The 17171-nt window shown below is 61.7% G+C and carries 14 protein-coding genes and 2 pseudogenes; 8 read left to right on the top strand and 8 right to left on the bottom strand.

Going from position 1 to position 17171, the window contains the following annotated elements:
- The first annotated feature begins 10 nt into the window (after positions 1 to 10).
- Both lpdA and AABM54_RS11675 read left to right on the top strand, forming a co-directional pair.
- Positions 11 to 1397, top strand: a pseudogene (gene lpdA, locus AABM54_RS11680) (dihydrolipoyl dehydrogenase).
- A gap of 309 nt (positions 1398 to 1706) precedes the next feature.
- A complete protein-coding gene (locus tag AABM54_RS11675; protein ID WP_347905713.1) occupies positions 1707 to 2726 on the top strand; it encodes a branched-chain amino acid aminotransferase in 1020 nt (339 codons plus the stop codon).
- A 65-nt stretch (positions 2727 to 2791) separates the two neighbouring features.
- Here the strand turns inward: AABM54_RS11675 and AABM54_RS11670 are convergent, their stop codons facing one another.
- Both AABM54_RS11670 and AABM54_RS11665 read right to left on the bottom strand, forming a co-directional pair.
- On the bottom strand, positions 2792 to 3298 hold the full coding sequence (locus tag AABM54_RS11670; protein ID WP_347905712.1) for an AAA family ATPase: 507 nt from the start codon (positions 3296 to 3298) through the stop codon (positions 2792 to 2794).
- A complete protein-coding gene (locus AABM54_RS11665; RefSeq protein ID WP_347905711.1) occupies positions 3292 to 4224 on the bottom strand; it encodes a LysR substrate-binding domain-containing protein in 933 nt (310 codons plus the stop codon). Before AABM54_RS11665 ends, AABM54_RS11670 begins: the two co-directional genes overlap by 7 nt.
- Before the next feature lie 106 nt (positions 4225 to 4330).
- Between AABM54_RS11665 and AABM54_RS11660 the strand changes: the two genes are divergently transcribed.
- Positions 4331 to 4939: a LysE family translocator gene (locus tag AABM54_RS11660; RefSeq protein WP_347905710.1), complete on the top strand. Its 609-nt coding sequence runs from the start codon at positions 4331 to 4333 to the stop codon at positions 4937 to 4939.
- A gap of 47 nt (positions 4940 to 4986) precedes the next feature.
- Here the strand turns inward: AABM54_RS11660 and AABM54_RS11655 are convergent, their stop codons facing one another.
- The 3 genes from AABM54_RS11655 to AABM54_RS11645 all read right to left on the bottom strand — a co-directional run bounded on the left by AABM54_RS11655 (position 4987) and on the right by AABM54_RS11645 (position 6236).
- Positions 4987 to 5328 (bottom strand): FKBP-type peptidyl-prolyl cis-trans isomerase, encoded by a 342-nt coding sequence (locus AABM54_RS11655; protein ID WP_347905709.1) that lies wholly within the window; start codon positions 5326 to 5328, stop codon positions 4987 to 4989.
- Between the two features lie 38 nt (positions 5329 to 5366).
- Positions 5367 to 5837 (bottom strand): hypothetical protein, encoded by a 471-nt coding sequence (locus tag AABM54_RS11650; protein WP_347905708.1) that lies wholly within the window; start codon positions 5835 to 5837, stop codon positions 5367 to 5369.
- Positions 5838 to 5927: 90 nt separating this feature from the next.
- Positions 5928 to 6236: an RcnB family protein gene (locus tag AABM54_RS11645; protein ID WP_347905707.1), complete on the bottom strand. Its 309-nt coding sequence runs from the start codon at positions 6234 to 6236 to the stop codon at positions 5928 to 5930.
- Between the two features lie 171 nt (positions 6237 to 6407).
- Between AABM54_RS11645 and AABM54_RS11640 the strand changes: the two genes are divergently transcribed.
- The 3 genes from AABM54_RS11640 (at position 6408) to AABM54_RS11630 (ending at position 10926) form a co-directional block, all read left to right on the top strand.
- On the top strand, positions 6408 to 7004 hold the full coding sequence (locus AABM54_RS11640; RefSeq protein ID WP_347905706.1) for a LemA family protein: 597 nt from the start codon (positions 6408 to 6410) through the stop codon (positions 7002 to 7004).
- A 22-nt stretch (positions 7005 to 7026) separates the two neighbouring features.
- On the top strand, positions 7027 to 8967 hold the full coding sequence (locus AABM54_RS11635; protein ID WP_347905704.1) for a M48 family metallopeptidase: 1941 nt from the start codon (positions 7027 to 7029) through the stop codon (positions 8965 to 8967).
- Positions 8968 to 9117: 150 nt separating this feature from the next.
- A complete protein-coding gene (locus AABM54_RS11630) occupies positions 9118 to 10926 on the top strand; it encodes a monovalent cation:proton antiporter-2 (CPA2) family protein (protein ID WP_347905702.1) in 1809 nt (602 codons plus the stop codon).
- 73 nt (positions 10927 to 10999) lie between these two features.
- Here AABM54_RS11630 and AABM54_RS11625 read toward each other — a convergent pair whose 3' ends face one another.
- The 3 genes from AABM54_RS11625 to AABM54_RS11615 all read right to left on the bottom strand — a co-directional run bounded on the left by AABM54_RS11625 (position 11000) and on the right by AABM54_RS11615 (position 13677).
- Positions 11000 to 11566 (bottom strand): hypothetical protein, encoded by a 567-nt coding sequence (locus tag AABM54_RS11625; RefSeq protein ID WP_347905700.1) that lies wholly within the window; start codon positions 11564 to 11566, stop codon positions 11000 to 11002.
- Positions 11563 to 12690 carry a type VI immunity family protein gene (locus AABM54_RS11620; RefSeq protein WP_347905698.1) on the bottom strand — a complete coding sequence of 376 codons (1128 nt, stop codon included), beginning with the start codon at positions 12688 to 12690 and terminating at the stop codon, positions 11563 to 11565. Before AABM54_RS11620 ends, AABM54_RS11625 begins: the two co-directional genes overlap by 4 nt.
- Before the next feature lie 87 nt (positions 12691 to 12777).
- Positions 12778 to 13677 (bottom strand): LysR family transcriptional regulator, encoded by a 900-nt coding sequence (locus tag AABM54_RS11615; protein ID WP_347905696.1) that lies wholly within the window; start codon positions 13675 to 13677, stop codon positions 12778 to 12780.
- A 134-nt stretch (positions 13678 to 13811) separates the two neighbouring features.
- Between AABM54_RS11615 and AABM54_RS11610 the strand changes: the two genes are divergently transcribed.
- Both AABM54_RS11610 and AABM54_RS11605 read left to right on the top strand, forming a co-directional pair.
- The gene (locus AABM54_RS11610; protein WP_347905695.1) at positions 13812 to 15464 is read left to right on the top strand and encodes a GMC family oxidoreductase N-terminal domain-containing protein; all 1653 of its coding nucleotides are present in this window, start codon (positions 13812 to 13814) and stop codon (positions 15462 to 15464) included.
- A gap of 76 nt (positions 15465 to 15540) precedes the next feature.
- A pseudogene (locus AABM54_RS11605) lies at positions 15541 to 17164 on the top strand (MFS transporter).
- Positions 17165 to 17171: the final 7 nt, after the last annotated feature.

Genomic DNA, 17171 nt, shown 5'->3' with positions numbered 1-17171 from the left:
GGAGCAAGGCATGCAACAGACTCTGAACACCACGCTGCTGATCATCGGCGGCGGCCCTGGCGGTTACGTGGCGGCGATCCGCGCGGGCCAACTGGGCATCAACACCATTCTGGTGGAAGGCCAGGCTCTGGGCGGCACCTGCCTGAACATCGGCTGCATTCCGTCGAAAGCGCTGATTCATGTGGCCGAGCAGTTTCACCAGACGCAACATCACAGCCAGCATTCGGCGCTCGGGATCAACGTCTCGGCACCGACCCTGGACATCGGCAAAAGCGTCGAGTGGAAGGACGGCATCGTTGACCGCCTGACCACCGGCGTCGGGGTGCTGCTGAAAAAACACAAGGTCCAGGTCATTCACGGCTGGGCCAAGGTCATCGACGGCAAGACCGTCGAGGTCGGCGACACCCGCATCCAGTGCGAGCACCTGCTGCTGGCCACCGGGTCGAAAAGCGTCAACCTGCCGATGCTGCCGATTGGCGGGCCGATCATCTCCTCCACCGAAGCCCTGGCGCCGAAAAGCGTGCCGAAACGGCTGATCGTGGTCGGTGGCGGCTACATCGGGCTGGAGCTGGGCATTGCCTACCGCAAGCTCGGTGCCGAGGTCAGTGTGGTCGAAGCGCAGGATCGCATCCTGCCGGCCCTACGACGCGGAACTGACCCAACCGGTCAACGAAGCCTTGAAGCAACTCGGCGTGAAGCTTTACTTGAAGCACAGCGTTGAAGGCTTTGATTCACAAACCAATACCCTGCAAGTGCGCGACCCGAACGGTGAAACCCTGAACCTGGCCACCGATCAGGTGCTGGTGGCGGTCGGGCGTAAACCCAACACCCAGGGCTGGAACCTTGAAGCGCTGAACCTGGACATGAACGGCTCGGCGATCAAGATCGACAAGCGCTGCGCTACCAGCATGCGCAACGTCTGGGCCATCGGCGACCTGAGCGGCGAGCCGATGCTCGCTCACCGGGCCATGGCCCAGGGCGAGATGGTCGCCGAGCTGATCAGTGGTAAAACCCGCGAGTTCAACCCGACCGCCATCGCTGCCGTGTGCTTTACCGACCCGGAGCTGGTGGTCGTCGGCAAGACCCCGGACGAAGCCAAGGCCGCCGGCCTGGATTGCATCGTGTCGAGCTTCCCGTTCGCGGCCAATGGCCGGGCGATGACGCTGGAATCGAAAAGCGGCTTCGTGCGGGTGGTCGCGAGGCGTGACAATCATCTGATTGTCGGCTGGCAAGCGGTGGGCGTCGGGGTTTCCGAGTTGTCCACGGCGTTCGGCCAGTCCCTGGAAATGGGCGCATGCCTGGAAGACATCGCCGGCACCATCCACGCTCACCCGACACTGGGTGAAGCGGTGCAGGAAGCGGCGTTGCGCGCGTTGGGCCACGCGTTGCACCTGTAACCGCTATCAACTGTGGCGAGGGAGCTTGCTCCCGCTGGGTCGCGAAGCGGCCCCTTGCTGACTCCCAGGCACACCGCGCTGTCTGGATTTGCGACTGCTTCGCAGCCGAGCGGGAGCAAGCTCCCTCGCCACAGGGTTTCGAACAATGAAGAATCGGCGGCAAATTTCATGAGCAACCTAAGAAATCTGCCAATCCGCCGGTAGTCCGGGCTGCGAAATGGGCCTGGAATGAAGTATTGTTGTCCCCATCCAAAAAAAACGTCAGAAGCCTTGAACCGCTCAGGCGATTGTTAAGTGATAGAGGGTGTCATGGGTAACGAAAGCATCAATTGGGACAAGCTGGGTTTTGACTACATCAAGACAGACAAACGCTATCTGTCTTACTGGCGCAACGGTACCTGGGACAAGGGCACCTTGACCTCCGACAATGTGCTGCACATCAGCGAAGGCTCGACCGCCCTGCACTATGGCCAGCAATGCTTCGAAGGCATGAAGGCCTATCGCTGCAAGGACGGTTCGATCAACCTGTTCCGCCCGGACCAGAACGCCCTGCGCATGCAGCGCAGTTGCTCGCGCCTGTTGATGCCGCATGTGGAAACCGAAGACTTCATCGAAGCCTGTAAAGCGGTCGTGCGGGCCAACGAGCGTTTCATCCCGCCGTACGGCACGGGCGGCGCGCTGTACCTGCGTCCATTCGTGATCGGCGTGGGTGACAACATCGGCGTGCGCACCGCGCCCGAGTTCCTCTTCTCGATCTTCTGCATCCCGGTCGGCGCCTACTTCAAGGGTGGCCTGACCCCGCACAATTTCCTGATCTCCAGCTACGACCGTGCCGCCCCACAAGGCACCGGCGCGGCGAAGGTCGGTGGCAACTACGCCGCCAGCCTGATGCCCGGCTCCCAGGCCAAGAAGGCACACTTCGCCGACTGCATCTACCTGGACCCGATGACCCACACGAAAATCGAAGAAGTCGGCTCGGCCAACTTCTTTGGTATCACCCACGACAACAAGTTCGTCACGCCGAAGTCCCCTTCGGTGCTGCCAGGCATCACCCGCCTGTCGCTGATCGAACTGGCACAATCGCGCCTGGGTATGGAAGTCATTGAAGGTGACGTGCTCATCGACAAAATCGGCGACTTCAAGGAAGCCGGCGCCTGCGGGACTGCCGCGGTGATCACGCCAATCGGCGGCATCAGCTACAACGACAAGCTGCACGTGTTCCACAGCGAAACCGAAGTCGGCCCGGTCACCCAGAAGCTCTACAAAGAGCTGACCGGTGTGCAGACCGGCGACATCGAAGCGCCAGCGGGCTGGATCGTCAAGGTCTGACCCAACGCTGAGGCACTAAAAAGCCCACCCATCGCTTGCGCGGCGGGTGGGCTTTTTGTTGCCTGTCACACCTGTGTGCCAAGGTGTTCCAGGATCAGCGCTACGGCCGTTTCGGGAACCAGCACCGCGCTGTCGAGCCGCAACGGCTGGCTGTTCCAGGCTTCATAGTCGTGATCGAGCACCGACTGCCAGGTCACTGCCCGCAGACCGGGGACATCCACCACGCGGGACTCAACCCGACGCCGATGCTCCGCCAGATCAGAACACACGATTTCGATGTCCACCAAGGGCCGCCCCTGCTGATCGGCAATCTTGCGCCAGGCCTGGCGACTCTCGGCGACCGGGTTCACGCCGTCGACAATCACCGTACGCCCCAGCCCCAGATTGGCCTGTGCCAGTGCATTCGCGACGTCATAGCCCGCTTTGCCAATATCGCCCGCCAGCACCTGCGCGTTGCGAATCGCTTGCTCGATGCTGTCGATCCGCACGTAAGTCGCGCCAGTACGCGACGCAAGTTCGCGGGCAATGGTGGTTTTCCCGGTGCCGGGCAAGCCGGAGAAGACAATCAGCATGAGGCTTCCTTGATCGGTGCACATACACGGTCCGCTTGAGTAGCGTCCTGTTCAATCCGGGAAAACAGCCAGTCCAGAAAAACCTGCGTCTGTGCTGTCACCTGCGGCGCGACGCCGTAGTAATAACGCGGCAACGGCATACGCCACTGCGGCAGCGGACAGGTCAGCCGTTCATTCGACAGATCATCACCCAGGAAGGAAGTCGGGCACAAGGCAACGCCCAGTCCCTGCGCTGCGGCCTGAAGAACCAGGTGCATGTGATCGAATTGCAGTGTGGCCTGGGTTTCTGACTGCGCGCCACCAAACTGTCGGGCCCAGTGGTGCCAGTCCTCGCGACGCGTCTTGGCGGTCAGCAGGGTGTGGCGACTCAGGGCGTCAAGGTCTTCCAGTGCCAGACGCTCAAGCAGCGAAGGCGCCGCGACCAGCACCAGGTCATCCTCAAACAGCACCTGCGCATCAATCGCGGGCGCCCAACCGTCGCGGCCGCGCCGAATGACCACGTCGAAGCCGTCTCGGGCGTGGTCGGGCGCCTGAGTGCTGGTCACCACATTCGGCTGGATGTCCGGATGCAGCGCCACGAACTCCGGCAGCCTGGGCGCCAGCCAGAGCATGGCGAAGGTCGGCCGGACATTGATCGTTACTGTGCGTAGCGAGGCGTGCTGTTTGAGGGTTGCAGTGGCGTCGGCAATCTGTGACAGACCGGCGCTGACCTGCTCAAAGTACTGCTGGCCTGCGGGGGTCAGCACCAATTGGCGAATACGCCGTTCGAACAGCAGCACGCCGAGGTGTTCTTCCAGCAGTTTGATATGGCGGCTGACGGCACTGTGGCTGACATGCAGCGCTTGCGCCGCCCGCGTGATGCTCTGGTGGTGAGCGGCAACGGTGAAGGCACGAACAGCATTCAAGGGAGGGAGAGAATTAATCATGCGTCTAATTTAGTCACATATAGGGCGCAATTAAAGCGTTTGTCACGCCAGGTCAGCAACGCCACTCTTCACGCCACGCAGTCGGCGTTATTGGATGGAGTGAGACATGACCAGCTACGGATTATTTTTACTGTTCGCCGCCCTGACCATTCTCAGCCCGGGCCCCGGCGTGGTGTTGACCCTGTCCAACGCGCTGCGCCACGGCTGGGCTGGCTCCCTGCCCGGCATTCTGGGCATTGCCCTGGGCTCGTTCATCGTCGCCGGCATCAGTGCAACCAGCGTTGGCCTGATCCTGGCGACCTCGGCGAGCGCCTTCACCGTGCTCAAATATGCCGGTGCGGCCTACCTTTTGTATCTGGGCTACAAAACCTGGCGCAGCGACCGGTTCATTCTCGACCGCAACGAGGGCAGCACCAGCCCCTGGCGGCGTTTCATCGGCGCCCTGTCGGTACAACTGCTGAATCCCAAGGCGTGCTTTTTCTTTCTGGCGGTGTTTCCGCAATTCATCGATGTCCATGAGCCATACCCCCGTCAGTTTTTCATACTGATGTCGTCCTACGGGGTGTTGCTGATCATGATTCATGGCACCTATGCCCTGCTCGCGAGCGCCACCAAACGATGGCTATCGACGCCCAAGGGTTCGTGGCTCGCGGCGAAGATCTCCGGCATGACCTTCTTTGGATTTGGCCTGCTCATGGCCACTGCCAGCCGTTAGTCACTTGCGCTGCTCACCCTCCGAGCAGCAGCATAACGCCGTACTCGTCAATCATCGCGCGTCAGCACTTCCAGCAGTTCGATTTCGAAGACCAGGTTGGAGTTGGGCATGATGTGCGCGCCCATCGAGCGCTCGCCGTAGGCCAGGTGCGCCGGCACCAACAGCTTGCGCTTGCCGCCGACTTTCATGCCCATCAGGCCCTGGTCCCAGCCCTTGATCACGCGCCCGGTGCCGATCACGCACTGAAACGGTTTGCCACGCTCCCAGGAGGAATCGAAGACCGTACCGTCTTCTAGAAAACCACGGTATTGGGTCGTGATCAGGGCACCTTTGACGGCTTCTTTGCCATCGCCCAACTCAAGGTCGATGACCTGTAATTCGTTGTTCATTGATTGCTCTCGTTTACTCGCGCCCCTGGGGCGAGTCGTCAGTCGAACACGGCGTTCTGACCGTAGACGACTCCGTTGAAGGTGTGGGTACAGCAGCGGCAGTAGCGCTTCATGTGTTCGGCCCGGAAGTCCGGGTTCACTTTTTTCAGAAGACCGTCACTGTCGACAAACAGGCCGCTGTAAAAGCTTGACTGACCGAGAGCCACCGACTCTTCCCGCTCATGCTCATGCAATGCGACCATCCAGAAGATCGGGTCCGGGCGATCCAGGCGCCCCACCGCCTCACTGAAAATCTCGTCCCACCGCCCACCGACCCGCGACAGCAGAAATTTGAACAGTGGCGTGTAGTCCAGACCGCGCCGTTGAGGCGCATGCATGGAAGCCCGGTCCTTGTCCTCGGTTCCGGCCACCACCTTGGCGTTACGCTGATACTGGTAATAGGGGGCCAGGTTTTGATGGGCGCCATGAGCGGTCGTGTTGACCTTTCTGTACAGCGGTTTCTTTTCCAACAGGTATTCCTGACATCCAGTCAATAAAAAGGGGCAGCCCTTGGCCACCCCACAGATCCGGGCCGGACGATACCCTAAAAATTCAAACGTTCAACGCTCAATTGGCGTGACATCAAGAATTTGCCCATCGGTGATGCGCACCATCATGTATCGGTCATTGACCTGCACCCATTGGCTCAGGCTCTTCGGGGTCTTCAACCCCCGCTGCTGCCAGTTGGCCAGCGCTTTTTCACCGCGTTTGTAAGCGTCCGGCACGCGGTCGCCGACGTGCAAGCTGCGCAGGTTGGCGATGGATGCCTGGGCGGTTCTTTCCGGTGGATCGTCGGCCAGCGCCGCCGGGCTGGTGCCGACAATGGCGGCAAGCATGGTCATGGCGACGAAGAACGTGTTGTGGGTCATCGGGACTCCTCCAGTGAATGCCTGTGACCACAATCGCGGTCAATCGTTGAAAAGCTCACTTCAACTGTAGCGATGATTTGCACCAACGACGGCCCCACAACGTCCAAAAGCAACCCGCCAGCATTTCGGTTAACATCGCGCGCCCTCCTGCACGCTGATAAGGACATCCGTATGGCTGTTTCAACTATTGTTTCGTTGCTTGTCCTGGCCGGTCTGATTTTCTACGTCATCGGCATTTACAACACCCTGGTCAGCCGCCGCAACGAATGGCGCAACGCCTTCGCCCAGATCGAAGTCCAGCTCAAGCGCCGCTATGACCTGATCCCCAACCTGGTGGAAACCGCCAAGGCCTACCTGAACCATGAACGCGGCACCCTCGAAGCCGTCACCGCCGCACGCAATTTGGCGTTAAGCGGGCTTCAGGCGGCGGCCGCCGAACCGGACAATGCCCGGCACCTTGCGCAACTGGGGTTGGCCGACGGCGCGCTCAATAGCGCGCTCAGCCGATTGAGTGTCACGCTGGAGGCTTACCCGGACCTTAAAGGCTCGCAGAACATGCAGCAGCTCAGCGAAGAGCTGACCAGCACCGAAAACAAAGTGGCCTTCGCCCGTCAAGCCTTCAACGATGCCGTCATGGCCTACAACACCTACAAGCAGATGTTCCCGCCAGTGCTGCTGGCCGGCGCATTCGGTCACGGCAGCGACGCCAGCCTGCTGACGTTCGCCGACAGCCCGCTGATTCAAGCCGCGCCCAAGGTATCGTTCTGACTTTCTGCCCACGGATGGCTTGATGAATTTTTTCCAGCACCAGCGCCACGCCAAACGGCGCACCGGCCTCTTGATCGTCCTGATGACGCTGGCCGTTATCTGCCTGATCGCCATTACCAGTGTTGCGGTGACGCTGGTATGGGCCGAGTTTCAAGGTTTCAAGAAAGGCTGGATGACGCCGGACTGGCAAACCGTGGCCATCGCCTCGGCGATCGTGGTGAGCGTGGTGGTGGTCGGCAGCCTGGCCAAGATGTACGAGCTGCGACACGGCGGCAAGGTCATCGCCAAACGCCTGGGCGGACGCCTGCTGAACATCGTTCAGCAAAGCCCGGAAGAACATCGCCTGCTCAACATCGTCGAAGAAATGGCCCTGGCCTCCGGCACACCCGTGCCGTGGGTGTACGTGCTGCCGGACACCGGCATCAACGCCTTTGCTGCCGGGCTGACGCCTCAGGACGCCGTGATCGGCGTGACGCAAGGCGCGATCCAACTGCTCTCGCGCGATGAAATGCAAGGGGTGATCGCCCACGAGTTCAGCCACATCTACAACGGTGACATGCGCATCAACACCCGGCTGGTGGCGCTGGTACACGGCATTCTGATGCTGGGCCTGGTGGGGCGCGTGTTGTTGCGCGGCCAGGGACGCTCAAACAGCAGTAGCAACACCTCCTCCAGCAACAACAGCCAAAACGGCGCGCTGGGTGCGGTGGGGTTGGTCCTGTGCGTAGCGGGTTTTATCGGCACGCTGTTTGGCGGGTTGATCAAAGCCGCCGTCAGCCGCCAGCGCGAATACCTGGCCGACGCCTCGGCCGTGCAGTTCACTCGCAACCCGGACAGCATCGCCGGCGCCCTGAAAAAAATCGGCGGCTATGCACAAGGCTCTCGACTGACGGCCGAACACGCTGCCGAATTCAGCCATTTGTATTTTGGCCCGGGACTCGCCGCAGGGCTCAGCTGCTGGAGCGCCACTCACCCGTCGCTGCGCAAGCGCATCCTGCGCGTTGACCCGCACTGGGATGGCACGCTTCCAAGCATTGCCGCCCTGCCCTCGGCGGAAAACATCAGCGTACCGCCGCTGGAGTGGAACGCGACGTTCAACCTGTTATCCAGTGAAGCGACGGCGGTGATTCTCGACATGGAGGCCATCGAGCAATCGATTGCCCGCATCGGTGATCCTCAACCCGCGCATCTGGCCGAGGCGCAGCAGGTACTCGCACGTTTGCCCCGGGAACTGAAAGACGCGGCCCACCGCTGCAAGGGCGCGCAGGCGCTGGTGTACAGCCTGTGGTTCTCGCGCGCGGGGGCGGTGCACATGGATGATTATTTTCGCTTTCAGGAAAAAATCGGTGTGGAGATGGTCAATGCCATGCAGGGCCAAGGCATTGCGCTGGCGGCGCTGGACCCAGGCCTGCGCCTGCCGCTGATCGACCTGGCGATCCCGGCACTCAAGCGCCTGGGCAAGCAGCAATTCAAGCAATTTCGGGACAACCTTGAGTCGTTCATCCAGATGGACCAGAACGTCGAACTGCTGGAGTGGACGCTGTTGCGGATCATCGATCGCAACGTCCTGGGCGCGACTGCGGTGCCGTTCACATTCAACCTGAGCGAATGCACCAACGAAATCGCCACCCTGCTCGGCGTGCTGGCCACGGTGGGACAACAACGCCCCGATCGGGCGCGTAAAACCCTCGCCCACGCTTGGGTGCTCTTCCCCTTCGACGCGCCTGAACACGTCAGCCTGGACCTGAACACCCTCGACACCGCACTCCAGCGCCTGCGCCAACTCAAGCCTGAAGCAAAACTGCTGCTCCTGCGCGCCATGGCCCGCTGCATCGAACACGACGGCAAAGTCAGCGCCGCCGAGGCCGAGCTGATGCGCGCCGTGGCCGATTTGCTGGACTGCCCGATGCCGCCGTTGCTGGGAACGCCCTTCAACAGCGCACAACAACAGGCGGTGGCCTGAACGCCACACCGTCGCCCAAACACCGAGAATTGCAGCGCAAGACTGACGGATCCAGGTTCAGCCTTTATCCTGAGCGCTGCGTCCAGGATTGCAACCCGGTCCTTCTGCGCCTTTTCGTCGACCGTTCTACCGTCACCCCGGAGTAAGCCCATGCCCCATGAAGGCAATCTGTTGCAAGCCGCTGTCGTGTTCCTGTTCGCGGCCGTGCTCACCGTGCCTTTGGCCAAACGCCTGCAACTGGGCGCCGTGCTCGGTTACCTGTTTGCCGGGGTGATCATCGGGCCGTCGGTGTTGGGGCTGATCGGCAACCCGCAGAGCGTCAGCCACATTTCCGAGCTGGGGGTGGTCCTGCTGCTGTTCATTATCGGTCTGGAGTTGTCGCCGCGACGGCTGTGGGTGATGCGCAAATCGGTGTTCGGCGTGGGGCTGGCGCAAGTGCTGCTGACCGGTTCGGTGATCGGCGTTCTTGCGCTGTTCGTGTTTGGCCAACCGCTGAACAGCGCCATCGTCCTGGGCCTCGGCCTGGCGCTGTCCTCCACCGCGTTCGGCTTGCAGAGCCTGGCCGAACGCAAGGAACTGACCAGCCCACACGGGCGGCTGGCGTTCGCGATTCTGTTGTTCCAGGACATCGCGGCAATCCCGTTGATTGCCATGGTGCCGCTGCTCGCCGGCGGCGATCACAACACCAGCACCGCCGATGACTTGAACCATGGCCTGCGGGTGCTCGGCAGCATCGCGGTCGTGGTGATCGGCGGGCGCTATCTGTTGCGCCCGGTGTTTCGGGTGGTGGCCAAAACCGGTCTGCCGGAGGTGTCCACCGCCACTGCGTTGCTGGTAGTGATCGGCACGGCGTGGTTGATGGATCAGGTCGGCGTTTCCATGGCGCTGGGGGCGTTTCTCGCCGGTCTGCTGCTGGCGGACTCCGAGTACCGCCATGAACTGGAAGCGCAGATCGAACCGTTCAAGGGCCTGCTGCTGGGGCTGTTTTTCATCAGTGTCGGCATGGGCGCCAACCTCAGCCTGCTGCTGAGTGCGCCCGTCGCGGTGCTGGGGCTGACGCTGCTGCTGATCATGATCAAGCTGCCGTTGCTGTTTGTGGTCGGACGGCTGGCCGGTGGTCTGGGCCGGGTCAATGCGATCCGCCTGGGCATCGTGCTGGCGGCGGGCGGTGAGTTCGCCTTCGTGGTGTTCAAGATCGGTCGCGATCAAGGCCTGTTCGAACCGCGCCTGTACGACCTGCTGGTGCTGACGATCACCCTGTCCATGGCGCTGACGCCGTTGTTGCTGCTGATCTGCGCCCGGTTGGTCAAACCCAAGGTGCAACCGGTGGCCGTGCCGCCGCACCTGCGTGAAATCGACACCGAAACGCCTCGGGTGGTGATCGCCGGCATGGGCCGGATGGGGCAGATCGTCGCGCGTATCCTGCGGGCGCAGAACATCCGTTTCGTGGCCCTGGACACCTCGGTGGAAACCATCGAGCTGTCGCGCAGCTTCGGCGGTGTGCCGGTGTTTTATGGCGACCCGATGCGCCCGGAGATCCTCAACGCAGCGAAGGTCGAACAGGCCGAGTTCTTCGTCATTGCCACCGATGACCCGGAGACCAACATCAAGACTGCCGAACTGGTGCGCAAGCTCTACCCGCACATGAAAATCATCGCCCGCGCCCGTAACCGCCAGCACGTACACCGCTTGGTCGACGTCGGCGCACAAGCGGTGCGGGAAACCTATTATTCAAGCCTGGAAATGAGTCGCCGGACGCTGGTCGGCCTGGGCCTGACCCAAACCCAGGCCGATACGCGCATAGAGCGTTTCAAGGATCACGACGAACAGGTGCTTGAAGCTCAGCACGCGGTCTACGACGATGCCGCCAAAGTCATGCAAACCGCTCAGGAAGCACGAGCGGAACTGGCGCGGTTGTTCGAAGCGGATCAACAGGAAGAAGAGTCCGGCAAGGTGTGAGTGTGCGCAACCAGCAGGTTCGCGAACTGACCACCCGCGAACGCCTGGGCAGCACGCATCTCGAGACTCTGGCCTAACGTTTCCAGGCCCTGAGGTCGATCATCCGTTCATGTTTCGCGGCAGACAACGTGGGCAGTTCATCGACCTCCTGATACCCGTCGTCCTTGGCGTACAACAGGTATTTGCTTGAGCTTTCGTGCCCGGTGTTTTCGAACACCACGTAGGTCCCGCGCTCGGAAACCATGACCCAGCGTGGCCGGTTTCTTTCGGCGAAGGCGATCCGCTCGATGCGATGGCTCACCGGGTCAACGTAGAAGGCTGCGCCTTGCAGGTAGTTCGAGGTGAACTCCCCCGACAGCACCAACACGCCCTGCCCCTGCTCGCTGCCGGCGCATTGCCAGTGGACGGAACCTCCCCGGGAGTCCTCGGCGTTGTCGTACAACCAGTGCTGCGGGCCCGAGTCACGCAAGGCGTACACCCAGGAATGGGTCCCGTCCATGCCGCGTAACAGCTCGATCCGGACATCGGGCGCACCCAGCCTGCAACTGGCAATACGCTTGAGCACAGCGGAATCGGCCAAGGCCTGCGAGGCCGACACCAGCAACATCATTGCGCCCAACAAACCTCGCAATGCCTTCATCTCGCACACTCCGCGGACCAATACCAAAGCGTCTGGCTGGGCGTGTCGCCATCCAACACCGGCATCAATTCTCCCTCGACGAAGTGATGGCGGATGTCGGTGCATTCCCAGCGTTGCCAGTCACCGGTTTGCGGGCAGGGTTGATGGCCGCCGACGCGGGTCAGCGGTGCTGGTTCGGGACGGTCGAGGTCCAAGCGTGTCTGCCAGCGCCGGGTGACCTGCCTGTCGAAAAAAGGCGTGCCCTGAGTGCAAAGGATCGCGTCGATATCGGCGCAGCGTATCGGCCGAATCAAAGCATTGACGACGGTGTAGGCCTGCGGGATCTCGCTGCCCGCCGGAATCAGCGCCGGAAGATCACCCGCCTGCAAAATCAGACCCGCGTTGAAGGGCAACAGGTTGACCTCCGGGGCATCGACCAGACTGGCCTGGAGTTGCTGCGCCCCGCCAAGCTGTTCCACCAGCGCCGTACTCAGAACGGTGCACCAGTTCATGCCTTTGACACAGCCCAGTAACTGACGAGTCAGCCCGCCCGCCTCGTTGTCCGGTTCGACCCCGAGGAATTGCTGGGCCAGCGTCGTCTCGATCTCCAGGTAACCCGGTCTGTCGTAAGGCTGGAGGATTGAGGGGCCGGCGTAACCATGTTCCGGTTCGATGGATTCACACAGAAACCCCAACCACTGAAGAAAACGCGCAGCCCCGTTGGCCTCGGCCAACAGCGACCACGGCAACGTCAGCTTGATCACCGAGCGGATTTTATCGCCATGCAGCTCAAAGGTGTTCATGGCAAACAGGCTGGTCTCACCGACATCCGTCACACCAGTGGCACTGCTCACGCACCACTCGTACTGGCTGTTCGGGGTGCTTGAGAGGAGTTTGTCGCGGGAGGCGTCGAAGGTTGTGCGGGTCAGTTTTTTCGACCGCTCATACACCTGCGACTTGAGCACGCTGGCGAACTCATCGTAGAAACGCTCGAAGCAGTTCACCACGGCGCGTTTTTTCGCGGCGGTGTAACCCTCCTTGAAATAGAGCGTCACGATCAGCCCCAGGCGAATCACCGGCGTACCGTCCGGCAACTCGAATTCGAAGGCTTTGCCTTGTTCCATCCACGACGCCACTGCGTTCATCTGCACATCCCTTGCCTGGCGCACGCGGGCGCCTTCACTCGTCAGCGGCGGATGGTGCAGCAATCACCGCAACGCTTCAAGACTGCTTCAAGGTTGAATCAGCGGCCCCAGCAGCAGATCCTGCTCGCGATCACACAACTGCACCACGTAGTCCCACAACACCCGCAAGCGCACGGACTTGTGCAACTCGCGGCGGGTGCTGATCCAGTAGCTGCGCTGGATGCTTTCGGCCGGCAGCAGCGGCACCAGTCCGGGATCACTGCTGGCCATGTAACACGGCAACACCGCGATGCCGAGCCCCGAACGGGCAGCCTGTTGCTGGGCGATGACACTGGTGCTGTGAAACACCAGCTGCGGGCTGCGGCAGAAGCTGTTGAGGAACATCAGTTCCTGACTGAACAACAGGTCATCGACGTAGCCGATCCAGGCATGTCGCGCCAGGTCTTCGCGGCTGCGCAGCGGTGGCGAACGGTCGAGGTAGGCCTGGCTGGCGTAGAGCGCAAGGCGGTAATCGGTGAGCTTGCGGGTCACCAGCATGTCGGCGGCGGGCCGTTCCAGGTGAATGCTGATTTCCGCTTCGCGGTTGAGGATGCTGACAAACCGCGGCACGGCCACCAGTTCCACTTCCAGTCCCGGATAACGTTCGAACAGCCCGTTCATGCGGCTGGCCAGAAACATGATGCCCAGGCCTTCGGTAACCCCGACGCGGATCTTGCCCAGTGGCGCGCTGGACTGGGTGATTTCTTCCTGCGCCAGCAAAGCGACGTTTTCCATGGCCTCGGCATGCTTGAGCAGCGCTTCGCCGGCCGGGGTCAGTTCATAGCCCTGCGCATGCTGGACGAACAGCGCAGTGCCGAGGCTGGTCTCGATGGCCTCGATGTGCCGGGCCACGGTGGCGTGGGTGGTTTTCAGGCGGCGGGCGGCGGTCAGCAAGCGGCCGCTGCGCTGCAACTCCAGAAAAAACCGCAAGTCATTCCAGTCGAACATGAGCCTTCCTTGCCGATGCCAAGAGACAACGCTGTTTAAAAACGCACAGCAGCTGAGCAAAAACTAACATTCTTTTGCCGAAAACTAACAACTAGGATGGACCGTAATAAGAACAACACGCTGCGAGGTCATGGATGCAACCTGCCGTTGATGCATACGATTACATCGTGGTCGGCGCCGGGCCGGCCGGTTGCCTGCTGGCCAATCGGCTGTCCGCCGACCCGCAACACCGGGTGCTGCTGCTGGAGGCCGGCGGGCGTGATAACTATCCGTGGATTCACATTCCGGTCGGATATCTGTTCTGCATCGGCAACCCGCGCACCGACTGGTGCTTCAAGACCCAAGACCAACCCGGCCTGCAAGGTCGTGCGCTGAGTTACCCACGCGGCAAGGTCCTGGGCGGTTGTTCCTCCATCAACGGCATGATCTACATGCGCGGCCAGGCCCGTGACTATGACGGCTGGGCAGCCGAGGGCAATCCGGGCTGGCGCTGGGATGACCTGTTGCCGCTGTTCAAGCAAAGCGAAAACCATTTTGCCGGCGACACGCAGTACCACGGTGCGGCGGGTGAATGGCGGGTCGAGCGTCAGCGCCTGTCATGGCCGATTCTCGACGCCTTTCGCAACGCGGCCGAGCAAAGTGGCATCGCCAGCATCGATGACTTCAACACCGGCGACAACGAAGGCTGCGGCTACTTTCAGGTCAATCAGAAGGCCGGCGTGCGCTGGAATGCCGCCAAGGCGTTTCTCAAACCGGCGCGTAAACGCCCCAACCTGACGGTGCTGACCGACGTCGAGGTCGACCGCGTCTTATTGGAAAACGGCCGCGCCCAAGCCGTCAGTGCGCGCTGGCAAGGCCAGGCGCAACGCTTTACCGCGCGCCGGGAAATCATTCTCTGCGCCGGTGCCGTTGGCTCGCCGGGCATCCTGCAACGCTCCGGCATCGGCCCGGGCAACCTGCTCAAACGCCTGGGAATCGGCGTGGCCCACGAGCTCAGTGGCGTCGGCGGCAACTTGCAGGATCACTTGCAGTTGCGGTTGATCTACAAACTGGAAAACGCCCGCACCCTGAACCAGATCGCCGGCAGCCTGTGGGGCAAGATGGGCATGGGCCTGCGTTACCTCTACAACCGCAGCGGTCCGTTGTCGATGGCGCCGAGCCAACTGGGCGCGTTCGCGCGTTCCGGCCCGGAACAGACCTCGGCCAACCTTGAATACCACGTGCAGCCATTGTCCCTGGAGCGTTTCGGCGAGCCGTTGCATGCGTTCCCGGCCTTCACCGCCTCGGTCTGCGACCTGCGACCGCAGAGCCGTGGCCGGGTCGACATCCGATCCGCCGACCCGCAGGAAGCGCCGCTGATCCAGCCCAACTACTTGAGCCACCCCGAAGATTTGCGGGTCGCTGCCGACGCCATTCGCCTGACCCGGCGCATCGTCGCCGCCCCGGCCCTGCAACCGTTCAACCCGTTCGAGTACCTGCCCGGCGCCGAATTGCGCAACGAAGCGCAACTGCACGAAGCCGCAGCGCGAATCGGGACTACTATTTTCCATCCGGTGGGCACCTGCCGAATGGGCCACGATCAACAGGCCGTGGTCGACGCTCAACTGCGCGTTCATGGCATACCGGGGCTGCGCATCGCCGACGCCTCGATCATGCCGCGCATTACCTCGGGCAATACCTGTTCACCCACGCTGATGATCGCCGAAAAAGCGGCGCAGCTGATTCTGGCCTCATCGACAAGGAGTCTCACCCCGCAAACACAACAGATCACCGAACCGCACGTGTAGGAGCTTCACCGATATCGCGCCAATCATGGCGGCACCAGTGGAACAACAATAAATAATCACTGTGAGGGATACCGATATGTCAGAACAGGCACCAGCCATCGCGGGGACACTCAGCGCCGGCACCAGCAAGGACACCCAGAAAGTCATCTTCGCCTCATCGCTCGGGACAGTGTTCGAGTGGTATGACTTCTTTCTCTACGGCGCCCTCGCGGCGGTCATCAGCAAACAGTTCTTCGCCGGGGTCAACGACACGACCGCGTTCATTTTTGCGCTGATGGCTTTCGCCGCCGGTTTCATCGTGCGGCCATTCGGCGCGCTGGTGTTCGGTCGGCTGGGAGACATGATCGGGCGTAAATACACCTTCCTCGCCACCATCATCCTGATGGGCCTGGCAACGTTCTGCGTCGGCCCTGCTGCCGACCTACGCCAGCATCGGCATCGCCGCGCCGATCATTCTGGTGGTGCTGCGCATGCTCCAGGGCCTGGCGCTGGGCGGCGAGTATGGCGGCGCGGCCACCTACGTTGCCGAACATGCGCCCGTTGGCAAACGGGGTTTCCACACCAGTTGGATTCAGTCCACGGCCACCCTTGGTTTGCTGCTGTCGCTGTTGGTGGTGCTCGGGTGCCGCTACTTCACCGGGGACCAGTTTGAAGTCTGGGGCTGGCGGATTCCGTTCCTGCTGTCGATCGTACTGTTGGGGATTTCCACCTGGATCCGCTTGAGCCTGCATGAGTCGCCGGCCTTCCTGAAAATGAAAGAGGAAGGCAAGGTCTGCAAGGCGCCGATTCGCGAGTCGTTCGGCCAATGGGAGAACCTCAAAGTGGTGTTGATCGCGTTGTTCAGCATCAACGCCGGGCAAGCGGTGACCTTCTACGCCGCGCAGTTCTACGTGCTGTTCTTCCTCACCCAGTTCCTGAAAATGGACCCGGCCCTGGCCAACACCTTGCTGATCGTCAGCGTGATCATCGGCGCGCCGTTCTTCATTTTCTTTGGCTGGCTCTCGGACCGGGTCGGGCGCAAACCGATCCTCATGCTCGGCCTGTTACTGGCCACCGTGCTGTACTTCCCGATCTTCAAGACCCTGGCCCACTACGCCAACCCGGCCATCGACCGCGCCAGCCAACAGGCACCCATCACCGTGCTGGCGGACCCGGCCACCTGCACCTTCCAGTTCGACCCGGTGGGCAAGGCACGTTTCGACAGCCCTTGCGACAAGGTCAAGACGTTCCTGGTCAAACAGGGCTTGCCCTACAGCAGTGCAGCCGCCCCCGCTGGCAGCGGCGTGCAGGTGAGCATTGGTGATGTGAAAATCGACGGCTACGACGAGGCAGCCCTGCGCGGCGCCGTGACCCTGGCCGGTTACCCGCAAACGGCCGACGCCCAACTCATCAACAAACCGATGATCGTGGCGCTGATCGTGGCGCTGATTATCATCTCGGCAATGTGCTACGGACCGTTGGCGGCGTTGATGGTCGAGTTGTTCCCGACGCGCATCCGATACACCTCGATGTCCCTGCCCTACCACATCGGCAACGGCTGGTTCGGCGGTTTCCTGCCGACGGTGTCGTTCGCGCTGGTGGTGTACACCGGCGATATCTTCTACGGCTTGTGGTATCCGGTGCTGATCACCGGGGTGAGCCTGGTCGTGGGCATGATCTGCCTGCGTGAAACCAAGGATGTGAACCTGGACAAGAACTGACACGGTC

It is taken from the genome of Pseudomonas purpurea, from assembly GCF_039908635.1.
GTDB lineage: Bacteria > Pseudomonadota > Gammaproteobacteria > Pseudomonadales > Pseudomonadaceae > Aquipseudomonas > Aquipseudomonas purpurea.
The sequence above is the reverse complement of the archived record's forward strand: the minus strand, read 5'-3'. Positions and strand labels throughout refer to the sequence as shown.

Excerpts from the sequence above, each read along its gene's own strand:
- AABM54_RS11645 (WP_347905707.1), bottom strand. The coding sequence starts at position 6,236 with ATGACCCACAACACGTTCTTCGTCGCCATGACCATGCTTGCCGCCATT.
- AABM54_RS11615 (WP_347905696.1), bottom strand. The coding sequence starts at position 13,677 with ATGTTCGACTGGAATGACTTGCGGTTTTTTCTGGAGTTGCAGCGCAGC.
- AABM54_RS11625 (WP_347905700.1), bottom strand. The coding sequence starts at position 11,566 with ATGAAGGCATTGCGAGGTTTGTTGGGCGCAATGATGTTGCTGGTGTCG.
- AABM54_RS11655 (WP_347905709.1), bottom strand. The coding sequence starts at position 5,328 with ATGAACAACGAATTACAGGTCATCGACCTTGAGTTGGGCGATGGCAAA.
- AABM54_RS11640 (WP_347905706.1), top strand. The coding sequence starts at position 6,408 with ATGGCTGTTTCAACTATTGTTTCGTTGCTTGTCCTGGCCGGTCTGATT.
- AABM54_RS11620 (WP_347905698.1), bottom strand. The coding sequence starts at position 12,690 with ATGAACGCAGTGGCGTCGTGGATGGAACAAGGCAAAGCCTTCGAATTC.
- AABM54_RS11635 (WP_347905704.1), top strand. The coding sequence starts at position 7,027 with ATGAATTTTTTCCAGCACCAGCGCCACGCCAAACGGCGCACCGGCCTC.
- AABM54_RS11665 (WP_347905711.1), bottom strand. The coding sequence starts at position 4,224 with ATGATTAATTCTCTCCCTCCCTTGAATGCTGTTCGTGCCTTCACCGTT.
- AABM54_RS11670 (WP_347905712.1), bottom strand. The coding sequence starts at position 3,298 with ATGCTGATTGTCTTCTCCGGCTTGCCCGGCACCGGGAAAACCACCATT.
- AABM54_RS11660 (WP_347905710.1), top strand. The coding sequence starts at position 4,331 with ATGACCAGCTACGGATTATTTTTACTGTTCGCCGCCCTGACCATTCTC.
- AABM54_RS11630 (WP_347905702.1), top strand. The coding sequence starts at position 9,118 with ATGCCCCATGAAGGCAATCTGTTGCAAGCCGCTGTCGTGTTCCTGTTC.
- AABM54_RS11610 (WP_347905695.1), top strand. The coding sequence starts at position 13,812 with ATGCAACCTGCCGTTGATGCATACGATTACATCGTGGTCGGCGCCGGG.
- AABM54_RS11675 (WP_347905713.1), top strand. The coding sequence starts at position 1,707 with ATGGGTAACGAAAGCATCAATTGGGACAAGCTGGGTTTTGACTACATC.